Annotated in this window: 18 protein-coding genes; all 18 read left to right on the forward strand. The window is 33.1% G+C overall.

Annotation, left to right across the window (positions count from 1 at the left end; all coding sequences use genetic code 11):
• Positions 1 to 56 precede the first annotated feature (56 nt).
• The 18 genes from OCV53_RS03030 (at position 57) to OCV53_RS03120 (ending at position 21,348) form a co-directional block, all read left to right on the forward strand.
• Positions 57 to 1,934, forward strand: coding sequence for a polysaccharide biosynthesis protein (locus OCV53_RS03030; RefSeq protein ID WP_055196533.1), 1,878 nt, complete (start codon positions 57 to 59; stop codon positions 1,932 to 1,934).
• Positions 1,935 to 1,951: 17 nt separating this feature from the next.
• Positions 1,952 to 3,085, forward strand: coding sequence for a DegT/DnrJ/EryC1/StrS family aminotransferase (locus tag OCV53_RS03035; protein ID WP_055196534.1), 1,134 nt, complete (start codon positions 1,952 to 1,954; stop codon positions 3,083 to 3,085).
• Between the two features lie 30 nt (positions 3,086 to 3,115).
• On the forward strand, positions 3,116 to 5,359 hold the full coding sequence (locus tag OCV53_RS12240; RefSeq protein ID WP_055196535.1) for a sugar transferase: 2,244 nt from the start codon (positions 3,116 to 3,118) through the stop codon (positions 5,357 to 5,359).
• Complete coding sequence (locus OCV53_RS03050) at positions 5,352 to 6,020, forward strand: acetyltransferase (protein ID WP_226816200.1); 669 nt, start codon at positions 5,352 to 5,354, stop codon at positions 6,018 to 6,020. Before OCV53_RS12240 ends, OCV53_RS03050 begins: the two co-directional genes overlap by 8 nt.
• Positions 6,010 to 7,119 carry a glycosyltransferase family 4 protein gene (locus OCV53_RS03055; RefSeq protein WP_055196536.1) on the forward strand — a complete coding sequence of 370 codons (1,110 nt, stop codon included), beginning with the start codon at positions 6,010 to 6,012 and terminating at the stop codon, positions 7,117 to 7,119. The genes OCV53_RS03050 and OCV53_RS03055 overlap by 11 nt, the downstream gene beginning before the upstream one ends.
• A gap of 94 nt (positions 7,120 to 7,213) precedes the next feature.
• The gene (locus OCV53_RS03060; protein WP_055196537.1) at positions 7,214 to 8,203 is read left to right on the forward strand and encodes a glycosyltransferase family 2 protein; all 990 of its coding nucleotides are present in this window, start codon (positions 7,214 to 7,216) and stop codon (positions 8,201 to 8,203) included.
• Complete coding sequence (locus OCV53_RS03065) at positions 8,204 to 9,307, forward strand: glycosyltransferase (RefSeq protein WP_055196538.1); 1,104 nt, start codon at positions 8,204 to 8,206, stop codon at positions 9,305 to 9,307.
• Entirely contained in the window at positions 9,300 to 10,343 is a 1,044-nt protein-coding gene (locus OCV53_RS03070; protein ID WP_055196539.1) for a glycosyltransferase family 2 protein, read from the forward strand. The genes OCV53_RS03065 and OCV53_RS03070 overlap by 8 nt, the downstream gene beginning before the upstream one ends.
• A gap of 5 nt (positions 10,344 to 10,348) precedes the next feature.
• Positions 10,349 to 11,458, forward strand: coding sequence for a glycosyltransferase family 1 protein (locus OCV53_RS03075; RefSeq protein WP_055196540.1), 1,110 nt, complete (start codon positions 10,349 to 10,351; stop codon positions 11,456 to 11,458).
• A complete protein-coding gene (locus OCV53_RS03080; protein WP_055196541.1) occupies positions 11,442 to 12,332 on the forward strand; it encodes a glycosyltransferase family 2 protein in 891 nt (296 codons plus the stop codon). Before OCV53_RS03075 ends, OCV53_RS03080 begins: the two co-directional genes overlap by 17 nt.
• 72 nt (positions 12,333 to 12,404) lie before the next feature.
• Entirely contained in the window at positions 12,405 to 13,466 is a 1,062-nt protein-coding gene (locus OCV53_RS03085) for an EpsG family protein (RefSeq protein WP_172674541.1), read from the forward strand.
• Positions 13,467 to 13,469: 3 nt separating this feature from the next.
• A complete protein-coding gene (locus OCV53_RS03090; protein WP_055196543.1) occupies positions 13,470 to 14,669 on the forward strand; it encodes a glycosyltransferase in 1,200 nt (399 codons plus the stop codon).
• A gap of 4 nt (positions 14,670 to 14,673) precedes the next feature.
• Positions 14,674 to 15,399, forward strand: a complete 726-nt coding sequence (locus tag OCV53_RS03095) for a glycosyltransferase family 32 protein (RefSeq protein ID WP_055196544.1) — start codon at positions 14,674 to 14,676, stop codon at positions 15,397 to 15,399.
• Positions 15,396 to 16,535, forward strand: a complete 1,140-nt coding sequence (locus OCV53_RS03100; protein ID WP_055196545.1) for a glycosyltransferase — start codon at positions 15,396 to 15,398, stop codon at positions 16,533 to 16,535. The genes OCV53_RS03095 and OCV53_RS03100 overlap by 4 nt, the downstream gene beginning before the upstream one ends.
• Entirely contained in the window at positions 16,528 to 17,670 is a 1,143-nt protein-coding gene (locus OCV53_RS03105; protein WP_055196546.1) for a glycosyltransferase, read from the forward strand. The genes OCV53_RS03100 and OCV53_RS03105 overlap by 8 nt, the downstream gene beginning before the upstream one ends.
• 19 nt (positions 17,671 to 17,689) lie before the next feature.
• Positions 17,690 to 19,240, forward strand: a complete 1,551-nt coding sequence (locus tag OCV53_RS03110) for a lipopolysaccharide biosynthesis protein (protein ID WP_055196547.1) — start codon at positions 17,690 to 17,692, stop codon at positions 19,238 to 19,240.
• A gap of 24 nt (positions 19,241 to 19,264) precedes the next feature.
• Positions 19,265 to 20,266: a glycosyltransferase family 2 protein gene (locus tag OCV53_RS03115; protein ID WP_055196548.1), complete on the forward strand. Its 1,002-nt coding sequence runs from the start codon at positions 19,265 to 19,267 to the stop codon at positions 20,264 to 20,266.
• Entirely contained in the window at positions 20,266 to 21,348 is a 1,083-nt protein-coding gene (locus OCV53_RS03120; protein WP_055196549.1) for a polysaccharide pyruvyl transferase family protein, read from the forward strand. The genes OCV53_RS03115 and OCV53_RS03120 overlap by 1 nt, the downstream gene beginning before the upstream one ends.
• The last annotated feature ends 30 nt before the right edge of the window (positions 21,349 to 21,378 follow it).

Here is a 21,378-nt window from a genome sequence, read left to right on the forward strand (position 1 = left end):
AATGGTATAATAGGTTTAAAACAAATATGTGAGAGCATATGTAAGGGGAAAGTATAATGAAGAAATTAAAAACAATCGCTCAAAGAAAAAAATGGAATATGATACTTGGGATCTCAGATATCATAATGATGATCATAGCATCATATCTTGCATTATTAACGCGATTTGAATTCTATCCATCACAGATCGCACCGATTTTTTTGAAAAATGCTGCAAAATACATGCCGTTGAATCTCTTTTGCAGTATTGTGATCTTTATGGCATATCGATTGTATTCAACGCAATGGAAGTATGCAGGAATCTCCGATTTTATTAATGTCGTTAAAGCAGTTGTGATCGCAGCAGCTTTCCAGTTGATCGGAATTTATATGTTACAATGGGAGATACCAAGAAGTTACTATTTCTTGTATTTGGTATATCTGCTGTTGGGAATGTTTTTTATCCGATTACTTGTCCGATTGATTCAGGGAAGTGAACCACTCAAAGTGAATGACATTGGCAAGAAGAAAGTTCCGGTAATGTTGATCGGAGCAGGAGAAGCAGGAAGCATCATTTTAAATGAGATCAAAAAGAGTACATATGTGACTAAAACGATCCGTTGCATCATAGATGATGATCCAGCGAAGAAAGGAACATATTTATCTGGGATACCAGTGGTTGGCAATCGTAATACGATCCTGCGCAATGCAGTTAAATTTGATGTTGAAGAGATCATTCTGGCAATTCCGACAATAGAACCCAAGGATCGCAAGGACATCCTTGAAATCTGCAAGCAGACAGGATGCCGTCTGAGTATTCTTCCGGGCTTATATCAGCTGATCAACAGTGAAGTTACAGTATCTGCTCTAAGAGAAGTAGAGATTGAAGATCTGCTTGGAAGAGAGCCAGTGAAAGCCAATCTTCCATCAATCATGAGCTATGTCAAAGACAGAGTCGTATTTGTCACAGGGGGAGGCGGATCGATCGGAAGTGAGATCTGCAGACAGATCGCAAGATATCAGCCGAAGAAGTTAGTGATCATTGATAATTATGAGAACAACGCCTACGAGATCCAGATGGAATTAAAGAGAACACATCCAGAACTAGATCTGAAAGTATTGATCGTATCTGTCCAGAATCATCTGCGAATACACAATATTTTCGAAGATTATAAGCCTGATATCGTATTTCATGCAGCAGCACATAAGCATGTGCCATTGATGGAAGACAGCCCGCATGATGCGATTAAGAACAATGTATTTGGCACATTTAACATAGCCCAAGAAGCAGGAATGAGCGGCGTAAAGAGAATGGTACTGATCTCCACGGATAAGGCAGTAAGACCGACAAATATCATGGGTGCTTCCAAGAGGATCTGTGAGATGGTCATTCAATACATGAATAGCTTATACGATACAGAATACGTTGCTGTAAGATTTGGAAATGTTCTTGGAAGTAACGGAAGTGTCGTTCCGTTGTTCAAGAAGCAGATTGCCAATGGTGGTCCGGTAACAGTTACACATCCAGAGATCATCCGATACTTTATGACGATCCCAGAAGCCGTCAGTCTGGTGTTAGAAGCAGGAGCTTATGCAGAAGGCGGGGAAATATTTATCCTTGATATGGGAGAACCAGTCAAGATCTTAGATCTTGCGAAGAATATGATCCGTTTATCAGGACTTACACCAGGAGAAGATATAGAAATCCAGTTTACTGGCTTAAGACCAGGGGAGAAGCTGTATGAAGAACTTCTGATCGATGAGGAGAATAAAAAAGAGACAAAGAACAAACGAATTTTCATTGGAAGTCCAAGGATGATGGAGACAGAACAATTTAGTGAACTGATCGCTGAATTAGATCATGCGGCATTTTCTGAAGATCCGAATATTCGTGAAGTTGTAAAAAGATTAGTTCCAGAGTATACATATAAACAGACAAATCAACAGACAAAATGACGGGGGGATGAGACAGCATGAAAGAACGTATATATATGGCATCACCAACGATGCATGGGGAAGAACAGAAGTTTGTGCAGGAAGCATTTGACACCAACTGGATCGCACCACTTGGGCCAAATGTCAATGGCTTTGAACGTGAGATGGAAGCGTATACAGGAATCGCACACTGCAGTGCACTAAGCGCAGGAACCGCAGCACTGCATCTGGCGGTGAAATTATTAGAAGTCGGGGAAGGAGATACCGTGATATGTCCTTCGCTGACTTTTGCTGCAACAGTGAATCCAGTCGCCTACGAAAAAGGCAAGATTGTATTCGTGGATTCTGAACCAGAGACATGGAATATGTCACCACAGGCATTGAAAAGAGCATTGGAAGAACATAAAGAAGCAAAAGCAGTGATCGTTGCACACCTTTATGGAACACCAGCCAAGGTAGACGAAATCAAAGCAATCTGTGAAGAATATAAAGTTCCACTGATCGAAGATGCTGCAGAAAGTCTGGGAGCAACATATAAAGGAGTCCAGACAGGAAGATTCGGAGTCATGGCAGGATTTTCATTTAATGGAAATAAGATCATCACGACATCAGGCGGTGGAATGATCGCATCAGAGAATGAAGAATACATCAAGCATGCAACATTCCTGGCAACACAGGCAAAAGAACCAGTCCGACATTATGAACACAAGGAAATCGGATATAACTACCGAATGTCTAATATCACAGCGGGAGTTGGAAGAGGCCAGCTTCTGCATCTGGATGAACACATTGCGAAGAAAAAAGCAATCTATGAGACATACAAAGATGCTTTCAAGGATTATAAACAAGTGCATATGAATCCATATGAAACATGCAGTGAACCAAACTTCTGGTTATCATGCATGACGATCGATGAAGACAGTAAGACAAAACCATTAGATATCATAGAAGCTTTGGAAAGAGAGAATATCGAAAGCCGTCCGATCTGGAAACCATTACATCAACAACCAGTATTTAAAGGGTGCGAATTCTATTCTCATTACGAAGATGATAAGAAGCCAGTATCAGAAGATATCTTTGACTGCGGATTATGTCTTCCAAGTGATATTAAGAATACAAAAGAAGATATGGATCGGATCATAGGAATCATAAGATCCGTACTGGACCGATAAGAACAAAATGTAAACGGAGTATATATAAAGATGTATCACAAATATATCAAACGATTTTTTGACATCATATTGTCACTGTGCTGTATCATTGTATCAAGCCCAATCCTGCTTGTCACAGCACTGTTAGTAAGGAGCAAATTAGGGAACCCCGTGATCTTCAAACAAGAAAGACCGGGATATCATAACGAAATATTTACACTCTACAAGTTCAGAAGTATGACAGACGCCGTCGATGAGAATGGTGATCTGCTGCCAGACAAAGAACGTCTTCCAAGATTTGGACAGATGTTAAGATCCACAAGCCTTGATGAATTACCTGAATTCTTCAACATCTTATTTGGACATATGAGTTTTGTCGGGCCAAGACCGTTATTGAAACAATACATAGATTTCTACAGTGCAAGACAGAAACGACGTGCAGATGTAAGACCAGGACTGACTGGACTTGCACAGGTGAATGGTAGAAATGCCATCAGCTGGGAAGAAAAGTTTGAATTCGACCTTGAATATGTGGATAACATTTCATTTCTTACCGATATCAAGATCATACTAAAGACCGTGACAAAAGTCTTAAAAAGAGCAGGAATCAGTGCACAGGAATCTGTGACAATGTATGCCTTTCAGGGAACAAAGAAAGACCAGTTTTCCAAATACAAGAAAGCAGGACACTTAAAGATTTTATTTTCAAGCGTGGCAGATCAGGTCGAATTTATCGATACCTTCCGCTATGCTGCCGGCAGATTAGGGGTGAAAGTAACATTTGTCGGCTGTGATCATTCACTGGAAGCACCAGCATTATATCGCTGCCATAAGCACTATCAGATTCCACAGCCAGGGGAAGAAGGTTATGTCACAGAACTCTTACATATTTGTAAACAGGAGAAGATCGGTCTGCTCATTCCAAGAACAGAAGAAGATGTCTTTATCCTGTCACAAAGAACCAGTGAATTTGAAGCTGTTGGAACAGAAGTTCTCATTGCAAATGAAGAATTAGCTCTGCTGTGCAGCAACAAACGTTGGACAGCTCGTTTCTTTGAAGAATGTGGTCTTAACGCACCACAGGTCGTAAGCAGTGCCAATGACTATACACAAGGATTCCCAGCAATGTTTGCAGTATTGGATGAGATGGATAATCTGGAGAAAAGCATCATGATCCATGATGAACAAGAATTAAGTTTTCACGCATCAAAATACGAGAATTATATGATACGTCCATTTTTAAATGGGAAGATGTATGAGATCGATGTATTCTGCAATCTAGACGGAAGCCCGGTTTACATCACGCCAAGAGCAAAGGAAGAAGTCGAGGGAAAAGAAAGTGCAAGATACAGAGTTGTAAGAGATCACAAGATCGTAGAAGAAGCAAAGAAAGTGATAAAGAAATTAAGGCCATCCGGATGGATGACGATCTTTATGCTTCGTGAAGAACATACAGACAAAGATTATTTTATCCGAATGGAACCATGGTATCATCAGGCAAGCACCGTATCGATCAAGGCAGGAGCCGATGCACCATATGCAGCACTCTCCATGATGTTAGGTGAGCCAATGGAATACAAAGAGGATGCAGCCGATGACAATGTCATTTTCACAAGATTTGAAAAAAGCGTATGTTTAAATACAAGAGAAGAACCGATCGTAGAGATTCATGATTTTAAAGATCTGTATCATTTAGACGAAGGAATTGGTTCGGTGATTTTTGATCTGGATGACACATTATACTCAGAGAAAGATTATGTACGAAGTAGTTTCCGAGTGGTAGAACGAATGCTTCCAGAAGTGAACAATATCTTTAATAAGTTATGTGCAGTACTGGAAAAAGGGCAGCCGCCACTGGAAACGGTATTAAAAGATGCAGGAATGTATTCGGATGAATTATTATTAAAATGCAGAGAAGCCATCAGGGACCATAAACCAGAGATTTCATTGTATGAAGGAGTCAAAGAATTATTCTTTGAACTACACACGCAAAAGCGAAGTATCGGGATCTTGATCGATGGAACACCAAAAGTACAGCGAGCCAAGATAGAAGCCCTGGGGTTAGATAAAATGGCAGACGAGATACTGATCACAGACGAACTTGCAGGACATGGAAATGTCATGGAATTCAGGAAACCAAATGATCTTCCATTTCTGATCATGAGAAAACGATTAGAAATACCATGCAGGAACATGGCATTTGTCGGAGATGATATCGAGAAAGATTTTATTGCACCGAAAGCATTAGGAATGGAATGCTATTGGAAGAAGAATGAGGATGGGTTATATGAGTAAAGAACCAAAGATAAAACCAATCGTGATCGTTGGAGCCGGTGGTATGGGAAGAGATACTCAGTGGCTGATCGAACGGATCAACGAAGAAGAACCAACATATGAGATTCTTGGATACATAGACGATGGAATCCAGCAAGGCAGCATCATAGATGGCTATCCGATTCTTGGAGGAATGAAATACCTCGAAGAATACGACAAAGAACAAAAACTTGCCGTCGCCTTCGCTATAGGCAATGCAAAAGTCCGTGAAAAACTCGTTTTAAAATGTCTGCCAAATCCAAACTTATGGTATCCTAATCTGATCGATCCATCCGTGATCACATCACAAAGAGTGCATCTAGGACAAGGAAATATCATTTGTACATCCGTTATTATGACAACGAATATAGAGATTGGTAATTTTAACCTGATCTGCAACCGAAGTATTGTCGGGCATGATGATGAGATTGGAGATTATAATACCCTGTATCCGGGAGTTTTACTGTCAGGAGATGTCCATTTAAAGACTGAGACAGAGATCGGCACAGGAAGCCAGATCATACAAGGACTGCATATCACAGACGAAGTGATCATGGGAGCAGGAAGTACAGTGATCGAAGACATCAACGAAGCAGGAACTTATGTTGGAGTACCAGTGAGAAGAGTAAACGATGAAGAATAAGAAGATATTAATTTTAGCAAACCTAGACGTAGGATTATACAAATTCAGAAAAGCACTGATCAAAAAGCTCATAGATCAAGGAAATGAAGTCTATATATCCCTGCCAAAAGGAATGTTAGTACAGAATTTAAAAGAAATGGGATGTCATTTTATCGAAACACCGGTAGATCGAAGAGGGATCAATCCAGCAACAGATTTTAAACTGATGATGAGATACTTTAACATCTTAGGCAAGATAAAGCCAGACCTTGTGATCACTTACACGATCAAACCAAACATCTACGGAGGGATCGCAGCAAGATTCAAAAGAATTCCATATGCAGTCAATATCACAGGATTAGGAACTGCATTTCAGAATGAAAATATGATCAAGAAACTCGTCGTATTTTTATATAAACTATCCTGCAAAAAGGCAAAAACAATCTTCTTTGAAAATGAAGGAAATAAGCAGGTGTTTATAGAAAATAATATTATCAAAGAATCCAGATCATGCACCCTCCCAGGAGCAGGGATCGACCTTGATGAATACAAGATGACACCATACCCAGAAGAATCAAGAAATATCCGATTCTTGTTTATCGGACGTGTGATGAAAGAAAAAGGAGTCGAAGAACTGTTCAAAGCAGCAAAGAACATTAAGAAGATCTACCCAGAAGTATCGTTTGATATCGTAGGACCAATGGAAGATGATTACAAGGAACGAATCCAGTCATTGGTCAGAAATGGGATCATTTATTATTATGGCTATCAGGAAGACGTCAAACCATTCATTAAGAAATGTGACTGCTTTGTATTACCGTCGTATCATGAAGGCATGGCAAATACACTGCTAGAATGTGGAGCGATGGGAAGACCACTGATCACTAGCAGGATTCATGGGTGTATGGAAGCTGTAAGAGATGGCGAGAATGGGTATCTGGTGGATGTGAAGGATGTTAAGGGATTGGAAGAGAAGATGATGGAATTTATTGAACTTTCCTATGAAGAGAAGAAACAGATGGGAGAGAAGTCACGGAAGGTGATGGAGGAGAGGTTTGATAAAAGAGATGTTGTTGATAGGACGATTTTGACATTAGATCAAGCAAAAAACTTTAACTAGATAAAGTACTGAATTAGTTTAAGATGAGTTTAAAATAAGTCCAAGATTAGTTATAAATAAGTCTGAAATTAGCGTAATAAGGGAAATAAAGAGTATGGTAGAAGAAAAAAGGAAGCAAATTACATTGTCAGTTATTATGCCAGTGTATAATGGAGAACAATATTTAAATTATAGTATTCAAAGTGTATTAAATCAGACGTATAAGGATTATGAACTTATTTTAGTGGATGATGGAAGTACAGATCATAGTTTAGAAATCTGCGAAAAATATCAATCAAAAGATAAGAGGATTCGTGTGATCAGTCAAGAAAATAAAGGAATCAGTGGTGCTAGGAATGCAGGAATTGATATAGCAACTGGAGAATATATAACCTTTATGGACAGCGATGATGTTATTCAGTCTAAAATGTACGAAATCATGTTAAATCATATGGTATCAGATGGATTAGATTTAATTATGTGTGGGGCTGTTAGAACAGAAAATTATCATCTTGAAGAATTAGAAAAAGATTGTGAAGTATGTTGTTTGACAAAAAAAGATTTATATGAAGGAATGTTTTCAAACTCTGAAACAGACTGGAAGTATATGGTTGTATGGAATAAAATTTATAAAACAGATATTGTGAAAAGGATAAAGTTTGAATCATCAGGAACAGAAGATACGGTTTTTAATTGTCAATATTTTAAAGATGCGAAATATGCTAAATTAGTAAAACAGGATTTATACCATTGGATTCAAAGAAGTGATTCTGTAAGTCATTCAGAATATGGAACTCGTGATTATAATGTGTTAAAAGATTATTACTGGATGGAACAATATATTCAACAATATGAGGGACAATATGTTCAATATCCGTTGATAAAAATATATAAATTCATCTTTAATTCAAGGTATAGAGCAAGAAATACAGAATTTAAAAATCAAGTTACTTATCTCATCAAGGAAAATAATAAAAAACTAGAAGAAAGTTTTTATAAAAATGAGAAAATAGACAAAAAAATTAAAATTTTATTTACAATATTTTATCATATTCCAGCAACTTATAATATGTTTCGATGGATCAATGAAAAGAGGGTAAGATAGATGAAAAAGAAGATTGTGTATGTATTACATGGATTGGCAGCAGGAGGAACAGAAGCTTTTGTACTCAATGTTGTATCACATTTAGATCGAAAAAAATATGATATAACATTTATCTTAGCATTAGACAATAATGGGAAGACTCACCAGTTCCATGAAGATAAAGTGTTAGAGCAGGGAATCAAAATTTATAGAACCTGTGATCTGGATGGAATCAAAAAATGGAAATTACATTATGAAAAATTAAAAAAACTTTTAATAGAGAAAGGACCATTTGATGTGATTCATTGTAATATGGATTTGTTTAATGGGATAAATTTAATGGCAGCAAAGAAAGCAGGAATTCCTGTTAGAATCTGTCATTCACATAATTCAGAGAGTCAATATAGTACGTCATTTTTGAAGAAAATCATGTCTAGGACATATAGAATATTTATGAGAAAAATGATTTATAAATATTCAACAAACATGCTTGGATGTTCAGAATTAGCGAATGATTATTTATATGGGGAAAATTGGAAAAATGATGCTCGATGCAAAGTGTTATATAATGGAATAGATTTAAAAAAATTTAGATTTCATGATAAAATAAAAGAAACAGAACGAAAAAACATAATGACAATTGGACGTTTTGGTGAACAGAAGAACCCATTTTTTCTTTTAGAAATTTTAATAGAGTTGTTAAATATAAGAAAGGATATTAATTTTTCATGGGTTGGGGATGGAGAACTGAGAAAACCTATAGAAGAGAGGGTGAAGGAAGAACATTTAGAAAAACATATTCATTTTCTTGGCAGAAGAGAAGATATCCCAGAATTATTGCAACAAAATGACTTCTTTCTTTTTCCATCATTATTTGAAGGATTGCCAATAACATTGATAGAAGCTCAGGCAAGTGGATTAGAATGTTTTATTTCAGATACGATCACAAAAGAAGTAAATGTGGGATTATGCCAATATTTATCATTAGAAAAAACTGCAAAAGAATGGGCTGTGTATATATCAGAGCAGTTAGACAATAGAGATAAAAAAGGCTATGATGCTAAATTACTAGATCAGTTTGATATTAAAAATACAGTGAGAAGGTTAGAAGAAATATATGGTTAAAATATCAATTATCGTACCATGCTACAATACAAAATTATATATAGAACAATGTATGAGAAGCCTCATGCAACAAACATTAAAAGATATCGAAATTATTTGTATTGATGGATCTTCAAACGATGGGTCTTATGAAATATTAAAACAATTTGAAAGAGAAGATTCTAGGATCAAAATCTTTTCAAAAACAAATGAAGGGGTATCACTTAGTAGAAATTATGGAATAAGTAAAGCAAAAGGAAAATATCTGATGTTTGTAGATGCGGATGATTGGATTGACGTAGATACTTGTGAGATTACATATAATAAAGCAGAAGAACAACAAGCAGATCTTGTAATGTGGAGTTATATTCGTGAATTTAAAGAAAATTTTTTGCCAAAAGATATTTTTGAGGAAGAAGAAAAAATATTTCAAGGAGACTCGATTAAACAATTACACCGTCGATTTTTTGGACTGCTTGGAGAAGAACTTGCACAGGTGGAAAATGCAGATGCATTGTGTCCGGTATGGGGAAAATTATATCGAAGAGATGTCATTGAAGATAATGGAATAGCATTTACAGATATTCGAGAAATAGGTACATATGAAGATGGATTATTTAATTTAGAAGTATTTGAACATCTTCATAAAGTGGTATATATGCAAAAGTATTTTTATCATTATAGAAAATATAATGAGAATTCAATTACATCTCAATATAAAGAGAAATTATTTGATCAATGGAATCATATGTATGATCTGATGTTTAAATATATAAAAGACAAACATTTAGATAAAAGTTATGTGACAGCAGTAAACAATAGAATATGCCTTGGAATTTTAGGACAAGGATTGAATCTGATGGAAAGCGATAAAAAGCAGAAGAATCGAGAAATCAAGAAAATATTATCAACAAAAAGATATCGAGAAGCATATCAGCAGTTTGAACTAAAGTATTTTCCGATTCACTGGAAGATATTTTATTGGTTTGCGAAACATAATATGGCATGTGGAGTGTATGCAATGCTGATTTGTATTCAGAAGATGATAGGGAGATAGAAGTTATGGAACCAGTAAGGGTGTTAAATTTATTTACGATCATGAATCGTGGTGGAGCAGAAACCATGGTCATGAATTATTATCGAAAAATAAATAGAGCGAAAGTACAATTCGATTTTCTTGTTCATCGGGAAGAAGAAGGTGCGTATGAACAAGAAATAAAAGATCTAGGTGGAAGAATTTATCGTATGCCGCCAATGTATCCTCAAAACTTTTCTTTGTATAAAAAAAAGATTCGAGAATTTTTTGAAGAACATAAAGAATATAAGATTATTCATTCACATATGTCGGAATTGGGATATTTTGCACTAAGAGAAGCAACAAGACAAGAAATTCCAGTAAGAATCTGTCATGCACATAATGCACCACATGGTTTTGAGTGGAAAATGATCGTACGTAACTATTTTAAGAAGAGAATGATGCCATATCTTACACATATGTTTATGTGTGGGAAAGAATCTGGTGACTGGTTGTTTGGGAAAGAAAATGAAGATAAATTTATTCAGTTGAATAATGCGATAGATGCTGAAAGATTTCGATATGATAGCAAAAAAGAAGAAGCAATTCGAAAAGAATTGAATCTAGAAAATAAATTTGTAGTTGGACATGTAGGACGGTTTTTTAAACAAAAAAATCACCAATTTTTGATAGAAATTTTTAAAGAAATACAAACAAAAAAAGAAAATGCAATTTTATTATTAGTAGGAACAGGAGAATTAAAAGAAGAAATACAAAATCAAGTGAAAGAATTAGGATTAGAAGAACAAGTCAGATTTCTGGGTGTCAGATCTGATGTGGATCAGATCATGAAATGCTTTGATGTATTTTTATTTCCATCTTTGTTTGAAGGGTTACCAGTAACAATGGTAGAAGCTCAGGCAGCAGGTGATTTATGTATTATCTCAGATACGATTCCAAGAGAATGTTGTATTACAGAAAATGTAAGGATATATTCATTGGAAAAAGATGCAAAGGCATGGAGTGATTTTGTGATTTCAGAAAGTACAGATTACAAAAAGAAAGATATGTATGAAGAAATTGTAAAAGCAGGATTTGATATTAAACAAAATGCAAAGTGGTTGGAGGAATTTTACGTCAATGCAGCAAAAAGTTAAACTAACAGTATTCACACCGGCATACAATCGGGCACATACATTAGGGCGATGCTATGAAAGTATGTTAAAACAAAAATGTAAAGATTTTAAATGGCTAATTATAGATGATGGATCGACAGATAATACAAAAGAACTTGTAGATTCATGGTTGAATAAAGATAACGGATTTGAAATTATTTATAAATATAAAAAAAATGGAGGAATGCATACAGCACATAATCTGGCATACGAATTGATAGATACAGAATTAAATGTATGTATTGATTCAGATGATCGTCTTTCAGAGAATGCAATAGAGAAAATCATTGATTTTTGGAATGAAAATGGAAGTGAAAAATATGCAGGAATTATTGGCTTGGATGATGATTTGGATGGAAATATTATAGGAGAAAAATTTCTAGAAAATTTGAAAGAAACTACCTTGTCTGGTTACTACAGAAATGGAGGAAAAGGCGATAAAAAGCTTGTATATCGTACAAGTATAATGAAACAATACCCTCCATATCCAGTATTTGAAGGAGAAAGATATGTTTCATTAGGATATAAATATTTATTATGTGATCAAGATTATAAGTTATTGGTTTTAAACGATGTGCTTTGTGATGTAGAATATCAATTAGATGGATCAAGCTACAATATGCTACGTCAATATTATAATAATCCAAAAGGGTTTGCATTTATTCGTAAGATTGATATGAGATATAATAAAACATGGAAGGAAAATTTAAAAACATGTATTCATTATGTTTCAAGCAGTTTGATAGCACATAATAAGCATTTTATTAAGGAATCTCCGAAAAAGGGAATGACAATATTAGCAATTCCAGCAGGAATTTTGTTGACAGGATATATTAAACATAATGTGAGAAAATAGAAGTAGGTGATATAAATGACAGTATGGTGGATAACTTTGGCATCGTCTTATCTATTATGTCTGGTAGCAGGGATGAATGCAAAGACAGTATATTCAAATGGATATTATACAAAAAAATATAATAAATTCTTTTCTTTTATGTCAGTAGCAATATTAGTTCTTGTTGCAGGACTAAGAAGTGGAATAGGAGATACACCCACATATATACAAGGATATAAAACGGATGCTCCTTCAACAATAGCAGGATCGATTAAACTCCTGTTTAGTGGAAAAAAGGATGCAGGATTCTATTTTTATCAGGGAATATTAAAATCAATTGTAAATAATCCAAATGTTTTTATTTTTGTAACATCATTAATAACGATTGTATTAATTTTTATTACGTATTATAAATATTCACAACTGTTAGAACTATCAGTATTTTTATTTATTACAACAGGGTGCTACCTAGTTACTATGAATGGAATCAGACAGTATCTGGCATCTGCAATTTTATTTTTTTGTTTTCCATTAATACATGAAAGAAAATGGTACATATATATACCGGTTGTATTGATATGTTCGACGATTCATAAATCTGCATTGGTATTTATTATATTGTATTTTATTGTAGATCAGCCAGCTTGGGGACATACAACAAAATGGATATTATTTATAGGAATCGCATTGTTTGTGACATATCCAGTATCAGGACCAATGATGGCTAAATTGCTAGGAGAAACTCAATATGGTGAGTATAAGAATGTCTTAGTTTCAACAGGTGCAGGAGCGAATATGATCAGAGTTATGGTAATGGCTGTACCAATTGTTTTATCATATTTAGGAAGAGATTTTCTTAAGGGAAGAGAAAGATATTATAATATTATTGTTAATTTTTCGGTGATAAATCTGATTTTTATTTTATTAGCAACGAAATTTTGGATTTATGCACGATTTAATATGTACTTTTCGGTATATATGATTATTTTGATAACGTGGTGTGTGAGATATATGTTTGATGAGAGAAATACGAAACTTATGTATTTAATGTGTCTTGGGTTATATTTTGTATACTATTATTATGAAATGCATATTAGCTTAGGATTTGGAGCAGGATATCATCATTTTATACAAGCAGTAGGAATAGGATTATAAAAAATGAAGAAGATTTTTATTGCATCTCATTGTATGGAGCTAGGAGGTGCAGAACGGAGTTTATTAGGTATATTAAATTCAATTGATTATAAAAATTATGAGGTAGACTTATTTTTATATCGACATACTGGTGAATTATTGAAGTATATTCCAGAAGAAGTAAACTTGTTGCCAGAAGATAAACAAATGTCTATGTTGGCAATTCCTTTTTCTAATGTTATAAAAAAAGGACAATTTTCTATGGCATGGGGAAGATATAAAGGAAAGCGGAAAGCATTAGAATTTGACAAAGAGAATGTGAATGGACAAGAAAGCATGGTAATGTTGGAATATAGTCATAAATATACAATACCATGTGTGAAAAGAACAATTAATAAGACTTATGATCTTGCAATTAGTTTTTTAACACCTCATTATTATGTAGCAGAGAAAATAGATGCAAAAGTTAAATTAGCATGGATACATACGGATTATTCAAATTACCTTTTAGATGTAAAATCAGAATTACAGATGTGGAGTCGTTATGATTACATTGCGTCAATTTCTCCAAAGTGTACCGAAGGATTTTTAAAGGTATTTCCAGAATTGAAAGATAAGATTATTGAAATATCAAATATAAATGCAGAACATTTAATCAGAATGCAGTCTAAAGAAAAGATTACAGATGATATGCAAGTAAAATCAGGGGAAATCTGTTTGTGTTCTATTGGAAGATTTGCATATGCAAAGAATTTTGATCATATTCCAGCAATTGCAAAAAAAATAAAAGAAAAAAATATCAATTTTAAATGGTTTATTATTGGATATGGTGGAGATGAACAATTGATTCATGACAAAATCAAAGAGTCAGGAATGGAAGATGAAGTAATTATTCTTGGGAAAAAAGCAAATCCATATCCATATATCAAAAAATGTGATATTTACATACAGCCATCAAGATATGAGGGAAAGGCAGTAACAGTTCTAGAGGCACAAATGCTTGGAAAGCCTGTGGTGATTACAGATTTTCCATCTTCAGATAGCCAGCTAGAAGATGGAATAGATGGAGTGATTGTGCCATTAGATGATTCGGGATGTGCAGATGGAATTGTCGAAGTTATACAGGATAGAGAATTGAGAATAAAACTGGTAGAAAACTGTCAAAAAAGAGATTATAGCAGTAAAGATGAAGTGAAAAAGTTATATAAATTAATGGGGGACTGATAAAATGGCAATACCCAAAATTGTACATTATTGTTGGTTTGGAGGGAAAGAGAAACCAGACAGTGTAAAAAAATGTATTGAAAGTTGGAAAAAATTTCTTCCAGATTATCAATTGATGGAATGGAACGAAGACAATTTCAATATTGAAAAATTAAAATACACAAAAGAAGCATATGCAGAAGGAAAGTATGCATTTGTTAGTGATGTTGCAAGAATTGAAGCATTATATCAATATGGTGGTATTTATATGGATACGGATGTTGAAGTACTAAAATCATTTAATTCATTATTAAATACTAGATGCATACTTGGAATGGAAGAAAAAGAATATGTTGCGACAAGTTTTATGGCATTTGAGAAAGGTCATCCTTTAGTAAAAGAATTTTTAAAGTTATATGAGAATATTAGGTTTTTAGATGAAAATGGTCAGATAAATACAGGTACGAATGTAACAAAATTAACGAATATGTTAATGGAAAAAGGATTTGTGCAAGAAAATCATTACCAGGAGCTAGAAGAAGGAATTAAGATTTATCCAAAAGATTTTTTTTCACCATATGACTATATTAATTGTCATTATAACATTACAGAAAACAGTTATTGTGTTCATCATTTTGCAGTATCATGGATGTCAAAAAAAGAGCAGGTAAAAAAAAGAATTAAGAAACAGTTATCAAAAATTCTAGGTCCAAAGAAAATGAATAAGATTAGGGAGAAAATAAAAGGGTGAAAAAGAGAGTTTTATTTGTCATTGAAAGTCTATCAGGTGGTGGAGCTGAAAAAGTTCTTAGCACAATTGTAAAAAATATTGATAAAACAAAATTTGATATTACTGTTTTGACAGTGGTAAAAATAGGCGTTTATGTAGAAGAAGTAGAAAAATATTGTACACTTATTTCAATGCTTCCAGAATATGAAAAATTAACAAATCCAATTGATAAAATAAAGTATAAAGTGGATTATAGGAAGATTTATAAAGAAGATTGTGCAAAAATTTATAAAAAATATGTGAAGAATGTATATGACGTTGAAATAGCATTTGTAGAAGGTTTTGTAACAAAATTAGTAGCAAATTCAACAAATAAATATTCAAAAAAATATGCGTGGATTCATACAGATATGATTAAGAATAATCATGCAGATGACAATTATTCTAATTTTGAGGAGCATAAGAAAATTTATAGCAAATTTGATACAATTTTTGCTGTATCAGAATATGTAAAAGAAGTATTTGGTGAAAAGTTTGGAAATGAATTTAAGGAAAAGACAAAGATTCAATATAATCCAGTGGATTCACAGGAAATTGAAAAATTGGCACAGAAACCTATCAACGATCAATATGAAAAGCAAGTCAAATTTATTGCAATTGGAAGATTTGTGGAAGCAAAAGGGTTTGACAGATTAGTTTCTAGTGCCTATAAGCTTCATAAAGAAGGATATGAATTTGAAGTCTGGATTTTGGGACAAGGAGAAGGGAAAAACGATATCGGGCAATATATCAAAGAAAATCAAATGCAGGATTATTTTAAATTAAAAGGATTTCAAGAAAATCCATATCCATATATTCAAGCAGCAGATGCTTTAATATGTTCATCAAGAGCAGAAGGATTCAGCACAGTGGCAACAGAAGCTTTGATTTTAAATAAACCAATTTTTACAACAGATTGTTCAGGTATGAGAGAACTATTTGGAGAATATCAGTGCGGGATCATCTGTGAGAATTCAGAAGATGGAATTTATGATATGCTGCATAACGTATTAGAACAAGCAGATTTCAGCCCATATATAGATTACTGTAAGATCAGGGCAAAAGATTTTACAATCAGAAAGAGAATGTCAGAGATAGAAGGGATATTAAATGCATAAGAAAAAAGTTTTATTTATGATAAATAGTATGTACGGTGGCGGTGCAGAAAAAATATTTCAGACATTATTAAACAATTTGGAACCAAGTAAATATGATATTACAGTATATTCTGTAAATCAGTGTAAGATTGATCATAAGTATTATCCAGAAAATATAAAATATAAATATATTTTTGGTGGAATCGATGAGAGCACAGGACAAATTTCAAAGATTATTACGAAGATAAAAAATAAGATTAACTTAAGGCGATATGAAAAAGATAGTCCAGAAACTTTTTATAAGCGATTTATAAAAGAAAAATATGATGTAGAGGTGGCATTTATAGAAGGATACGCTACAAAGATCATATCAGGTTCAAATAATAAAGATAGTAAAAAGATAGCCTGGGTACATATTGATCTAATGGAAAATCCATGGACAGAGGTTGCTTATCATAGTCTAGAAGAAGAAAAAGAATGTTATCAAAAATATGATAATATCTTAGGTGTTTCAGAAGAAGTAGTAAAAGCATTTGAAAAGCGAATGGATATAAGTGATACAGTGAGTGTACAGTACAATCCAGTAGATGATATAGAAATCAACCAAAAAGCCACAATGGATGATATAGAATATCCATCAAATATCAAAAATTTTGTTACGATAGGTCGCTTGGTAGATCAGAAAGGGTATGACAGATTATTACATGTAGTAAATGAATTAAAAGACCACTTTAAATTTTGTATTAGAATTTTAGGAGAAGGAAGCGACAGAGAAAAATTAGAAGATTATATCAAGAAGAATCATCTGGAAAATTATGTAGAATTATTAGGATTTCAGAATAATCCATATCCATATATCAAAGCAGCAGATGCATTTATATGTTCATCCAGATCAGAAGGTTTTAGTACAGTTGCAACAGAAGCGATGATTTTACAAAAACCGATTTTCACTACAGATTGTGCAGGAATGAAGGAATTATTTGGAGAATATAATTGTGGAATGATCTGTAAAAATTCAGAGGATGGATTAAAAAGAATGTTGGAAGAAGTTTTTGCAAAAGAAAATTTTGACGAGTATCAGCAAGATATCAAGAAAAGATCAGAATTTTTTAAGCTAGAACGAAGAATGAAGGAAATAAGTGACATTATAGATTAAAAATCAGTGGGAGAAAAGAATGACAGAACGTTCAAGGACAGAATATTCAATTGTCAATATAGCGGCAAGTATGGGAGGATATGCATTAAATATCATCTTAAGTTTTATTTGTCGAATTGTATTTGCACATCAATTGAGTGCAGACTATTTAGGGGTGAATGGCTTATTTGGAAATATCCTTTCAATGTTATCATTGACAGAGTTAGGAATTGGAACTGCAATGATTTATGCATTGTACAGGCCAGTTGCACAGAAAGATGAAAAAAAGATTGCTTCATATATGAGAGTTTATGGTACGGCATATAAGGCAATTGGATGTGTTGTAGGAATTTTAGGTTTAGCATTAATTCCAGTATTAAAATTTATTATTAATGAACCGCCAAATATTCATGAAAACATATATTTTCTATATGTATTATTTTTGTTTAGTACAGCTAGCGGCTATTTTTTCAGTTATCGCTGTTCTATTTTTATGGCGAATCAAAGAAATTATATTGTTGTTGCGATGAATTATATGGTTGTGATCGTGCAGAATATTGCTCAGATTATAGCATTAGTTCTTACGCATAATTACATTGTTTATCTTGTATTGCAGGTAGTTTTTACATTTTTAAGTAATGCGTTGATCTCAAGAAAAGCAGCGAAAGATTATCCATATATCACAGATAAAGAAGCACCAAAACTTGAAAAAGCAGAGATTTGGGATTTGGTTAAAAATATAAAAGCATTAACAGTAACAAAGTTAAGTGGAATTCTGGTAAATAATACAGATAATATTGTAATCACTTATTTTAAAGGTTTGATCGCAACTGGATTAGTATCCAATTATACATTATTGATCAATATGCTGACATCTTTGGTAACGCAAGTCTTTACAAGTATTACAGCGAGTGTTGGAAATTTGAATGCAGTAGGGGATGAAGAACAGAAATACAGCATTTTTAATACTTTAAATTTAGCAAATTTCTGGATATATGGCTGGGTATTTGTAGGAATCATAGTACTTGCAAATGATGTGATCGCATTTTGCTTTGGAAAAAATTATATTATGCCTGAAACAATACCTATTATTTTAGCTATTAATTTTTATATGTTAGGGATGCAAAATATTGTAGGAATTTATAAGAGTACAATGGGGTTATTCAAATATGGTCAGTATATATTGCTTTCTACAGCAGTATTAAACTTAATAGGAGATGTTGTTTTAGGAAAACAATACGGAATTCTAGGAATCTTTGTGGCAACAGCGGTTGCAAGATTATTTACAAATACATGGTATGAACCATATGTTATTTATAAGCATGGATTTAAACGTAAGTTTAAAGAGTACATATTGAAATATGTTTGGTTTGCTATTTCTCTAATCATTGCAACGATTGCAACATATATGCTTTGTCAGTTGGTAAAAATGACTTTATTTGTGCAGATTATCATTAAGGGTATCATTTGTATCTTAGTACCAAACTTAATCTTTATTGTAATGATGCATCGAATGCCAGAGTTTAAAGCATTGTTGGAATTAGTACAGAGAGTTCTACAAAAAATCAAAGGACTATTACATATTGCTTAAATAGTGACGAGAGAGGAGATACCAATGAAATTTTCTATTATTGTACCCGTATATAATGTCGAGAAATATTTACCACGCTGTCTGGACTCAGTTTTAGATCAGGAGTTCGATGATTATGAGATCATCGCAGTAGATGATGAATCACCAGATAATTCGATTGATATTTTAAATGAGTATCAAAAGAAAACAGAAAAATTAAAAATAATCCGCCAGAAAAATAAAGGATTAGGCGGAGCAAGAAATACAGGAATCAAAGAGGCGGCAGGAGAATATCTTATTTTTCTGGATAGTGATGATTACATATCACCAAAAATGTTATCATCTTTAAATGAATATCTAAAGAAAGAAGATCTAGATATATTGGCATTTGATTGTGAACGTGTGACAGAATCCGGGCAGACAATTGAGAAAGTCAGTGTAAAAGATTATCAGGATCAATATACATCATTAAACGCAAAGCAATATCTTCTGTTTGAACCAACATCTTGTGTAAAAACATACAGAAGAACTTTATATACAGAGCATAGAATTGAATTTCCTGAAAAGTTATGGTATGAAGATTTAGCAACAACCTTAAAATTATCTGCATATGCGACAAAAATTGGTTATTTAAAAGAAGTTTTTTATTATTATGTGCAACAGCCAAACAGTATCACACATAGTACAAATACAGAAAGAATGATGGAGATTATTACAGCATATGATAGTGTGATTCAATTTTATAAACAGAATGATAAGTTTGAAGAATTTTACACAGAATTAGAATGGAATTGCGCATTGCATGTATTATATTATTCAGCATTTCGATTATTGATGGCTGGTATGAATTTAAAACAGATGAAACAGCTATATCAGTATAGTAAGCAAATATTTCCGAATTTAGAAAATAATCAATATGTGAAAATGAAAAAGGATCAATATCACATGATGAATTTGATTATTGATAAGCATTATTTTAGATTTTATTTAAAAACTGGATTTTGGACCAAATGTTATAATTTATTAAAAAGATTTAGGGGAAAATAATGAGTATAAAAGAGAAGATATATGCAGTATGTGTGGAAAATAAATTATTAAAAAAAATATACATATCCATATCATATATAAAATGGAAGATTTATTACAAGATAAACCTGGTTAATCCGATCAAGAAATATAAAAAGAGTACAAAAAATCCAGTTTTTTTAATCTTTACACCAGAACATGCAAATTTAGGGGATCATGCGATCGCTTATGCAGAAAGCATTCTGCTAAAGAAAGCAGGAATCAATTATTATGAGATTACAGGAAAGAAACTATATGAATTGGAACAATATGGATATTTGTCAATTTTGAATCATGCAACAATATTAATCAATGGTGGAGGAAATCTTGGAATTTTATGGCCATTGATCGAAAAAATGAATCGAGCGATTATCATACAGAATCCCGATTCTAAAATTTATGTATTTCCGAATAGTATTTTTTATGGAAATGATGACTATGCACGAAAAGAGTTTGAAACTTCAAAAAAAATATATAACAGCCATAGGAACTTACATTTATGTGCAAGAGAAAGAATTTCATACGATATTATGAAAGATGCATACAAAAGTGTTGAATTAGTTCCGGATATGGTATTTACATTAAATGAAAGCCATAACACTTTAGAAAGAAATGGGTGTCTATGGTGTATGAGAAATGATGTAGAGCGAACATTAACTGATGAGCAAGAAGGTAAGTTAAAACAGCAATTAGTAGATATCTATGGAGACAATATTAAAGAATCCAATACGGTTTTATCTTATGATGTATCCGTGGAGAAGAGAGAAGAAGAATTAAAACGCAAATTTAATGAATTCAAATCAGCTAAATTAGTAGTTACGGATAGACTTCACGGAATGGTATTCGCAGCAATTACAGGAACAAATTGTATCGTGATCAATAGCAAAAGTCCCAAAATGAAGGGATGTTATGAGTGGATTAAAGATTTGGATTATATTGCTTTTATTGATGATGTTGAAAATATTGATAAAATTATTGATAATTTTCCAGATTATCCACATGAGTATGATAATAAAGAGTTTGTGAAAGCAATCGATAAGATGATATCTCAAATTGTTGTTTAGAGGGGTTAATAGTTAAATAACCATAAGCGA

This window comes from Anaerostipes amylophilus (genome assembly GCF_025567365.1).
GTDB lineage: Bacteria > Bacillota > Clostridia > Lachnospirales > Lachnospiraceae > Anaerostipes > Anaerostipes amylophilus.

What these genes read in the sequence shown, in the direction of transcription:
- OCV53_RS03030 (WP_055196533.1), top strand. Translation starts at nt 57, where the DNA reads ATGAAGAAATTAAAAACAATCGCTCAAAGAAAAAAATGGAATATGATA.
- OCV53_RS03035 (WP_055196534.1), top strand. Translation starts at nt 1,952, where the DNA reads ATGAAAGAACGTATATATATGGCATCACCAACGATGCATGGGGAAGAA.
- OCV53_RS12240 (WP_055196535.1), top strand. Translation starts at nt 3,116, where the DNA reads ATGTATCACAAATATATCAAACGATTTTTTGACATCATATTGTCACTG.
- OCV53_RS03050 (WP_226816200.1), top strand. Translation starts at nt 5,352, where the DNA reads ATGAGTAAAGAACCAAAGATAAAACCAATCGTGATCGTTGGAGCCGGT.
- OCV53_RS03055 (WP_055196536.1), top strand. Translation starts at nt 6,010, where the DNA reads ATGAAGAATAAGAAGATATTAATTTTAGCAAACCTAGACGTAGGATTA.
- OCV53_RS03060 (WP_055196537.1), top strand. Translation starts at nt 7,214, where the DNA reads ATGGTAGAAGAAAAAAGGAAGCAAATTACATTGTCAGTTATTATGCCA.
- OCV53_RS03065 (WP_055196538.1), top strand. Translation starts at nt 8,204, where the DNA reads ATGAAAAAGAAGATTGTGTATGTATTACATGGATTGGCAGCAGGAGGA.
- OCV53_RS03070 (WP_055196539.1), top strand. Translation starts at nt 9,300, where the DNA reads ATGGTTAAAATATCAATTATCGTACCATGCTACAATACAAAATTATAT.
- OCV53_RS03075 (WP_055196540.1), top strand. Translation starts at nt 10,349, where the DNA reads ATGGAACCAGTAAGGGTGTTAAATTTATTTACGATCATGAATCGTGGT.
- OCV53_RS03080 (WP_055196541.1), top strand. Translation starts at nt 11,442, where the DNA reads ATGCAGCAAAAAGTTAAACTAACAGTATTCACACCGGCATACAATCGG.
- OCV53_RS03085 (WP_172674541.1), top strand. Translation starts at nt 12,405, where the DNA reads ATGAATGCAAAGACAGTATATTCAAATGGATATTATACAAAAAAATAT.
- OCV53_RS03090 (WP_055196543.1), top strand. Translation starts at nt 13,470, where the DNA reads ATGAAGAAGATTTTTATTGCATCTCATTGTATGGAGCTAGGAGGTGCA.
- OCV53_RS03095 (WP_055196544.1), top strand. Translation starts at nt 14,674, where the DNA reads ATGGCAATACCCAAAATTGTACATTATTGTTGGTTTGGAGGGAAAGAG.
- OCV53_RS03105 (WP_055196546.1), top strand. Translation starts at nt 16,528, where the DNA reads ATGCATAAGAAAAAAGTTTTATTTATGATAAATAGTATGTACGGTGGC.
- OCV53_RS03110 (WP_055196547.1), top strand. Translation starts at nt 17,690, where the DNA reads ATGACAGAACGTTCAAGGACAGAATATTCAATTGTCAATATAGCGGCA.
- OCV53_RS03115 (WP_055196548.1), top strand. Translation starts at nt 19,265, where the DNA reads ATGAAATTTTCTATTATTGTACCCGTATATAATGTCGAGAAATATTTA.
- OCV53_RS03120 (WP_055196549.1), top strand. Translation starts at nt 20,266, where the DNA reads ATGAGTATAAAAGAGAAGATATATGCAGTATGTGTGGAAAATAAATTA.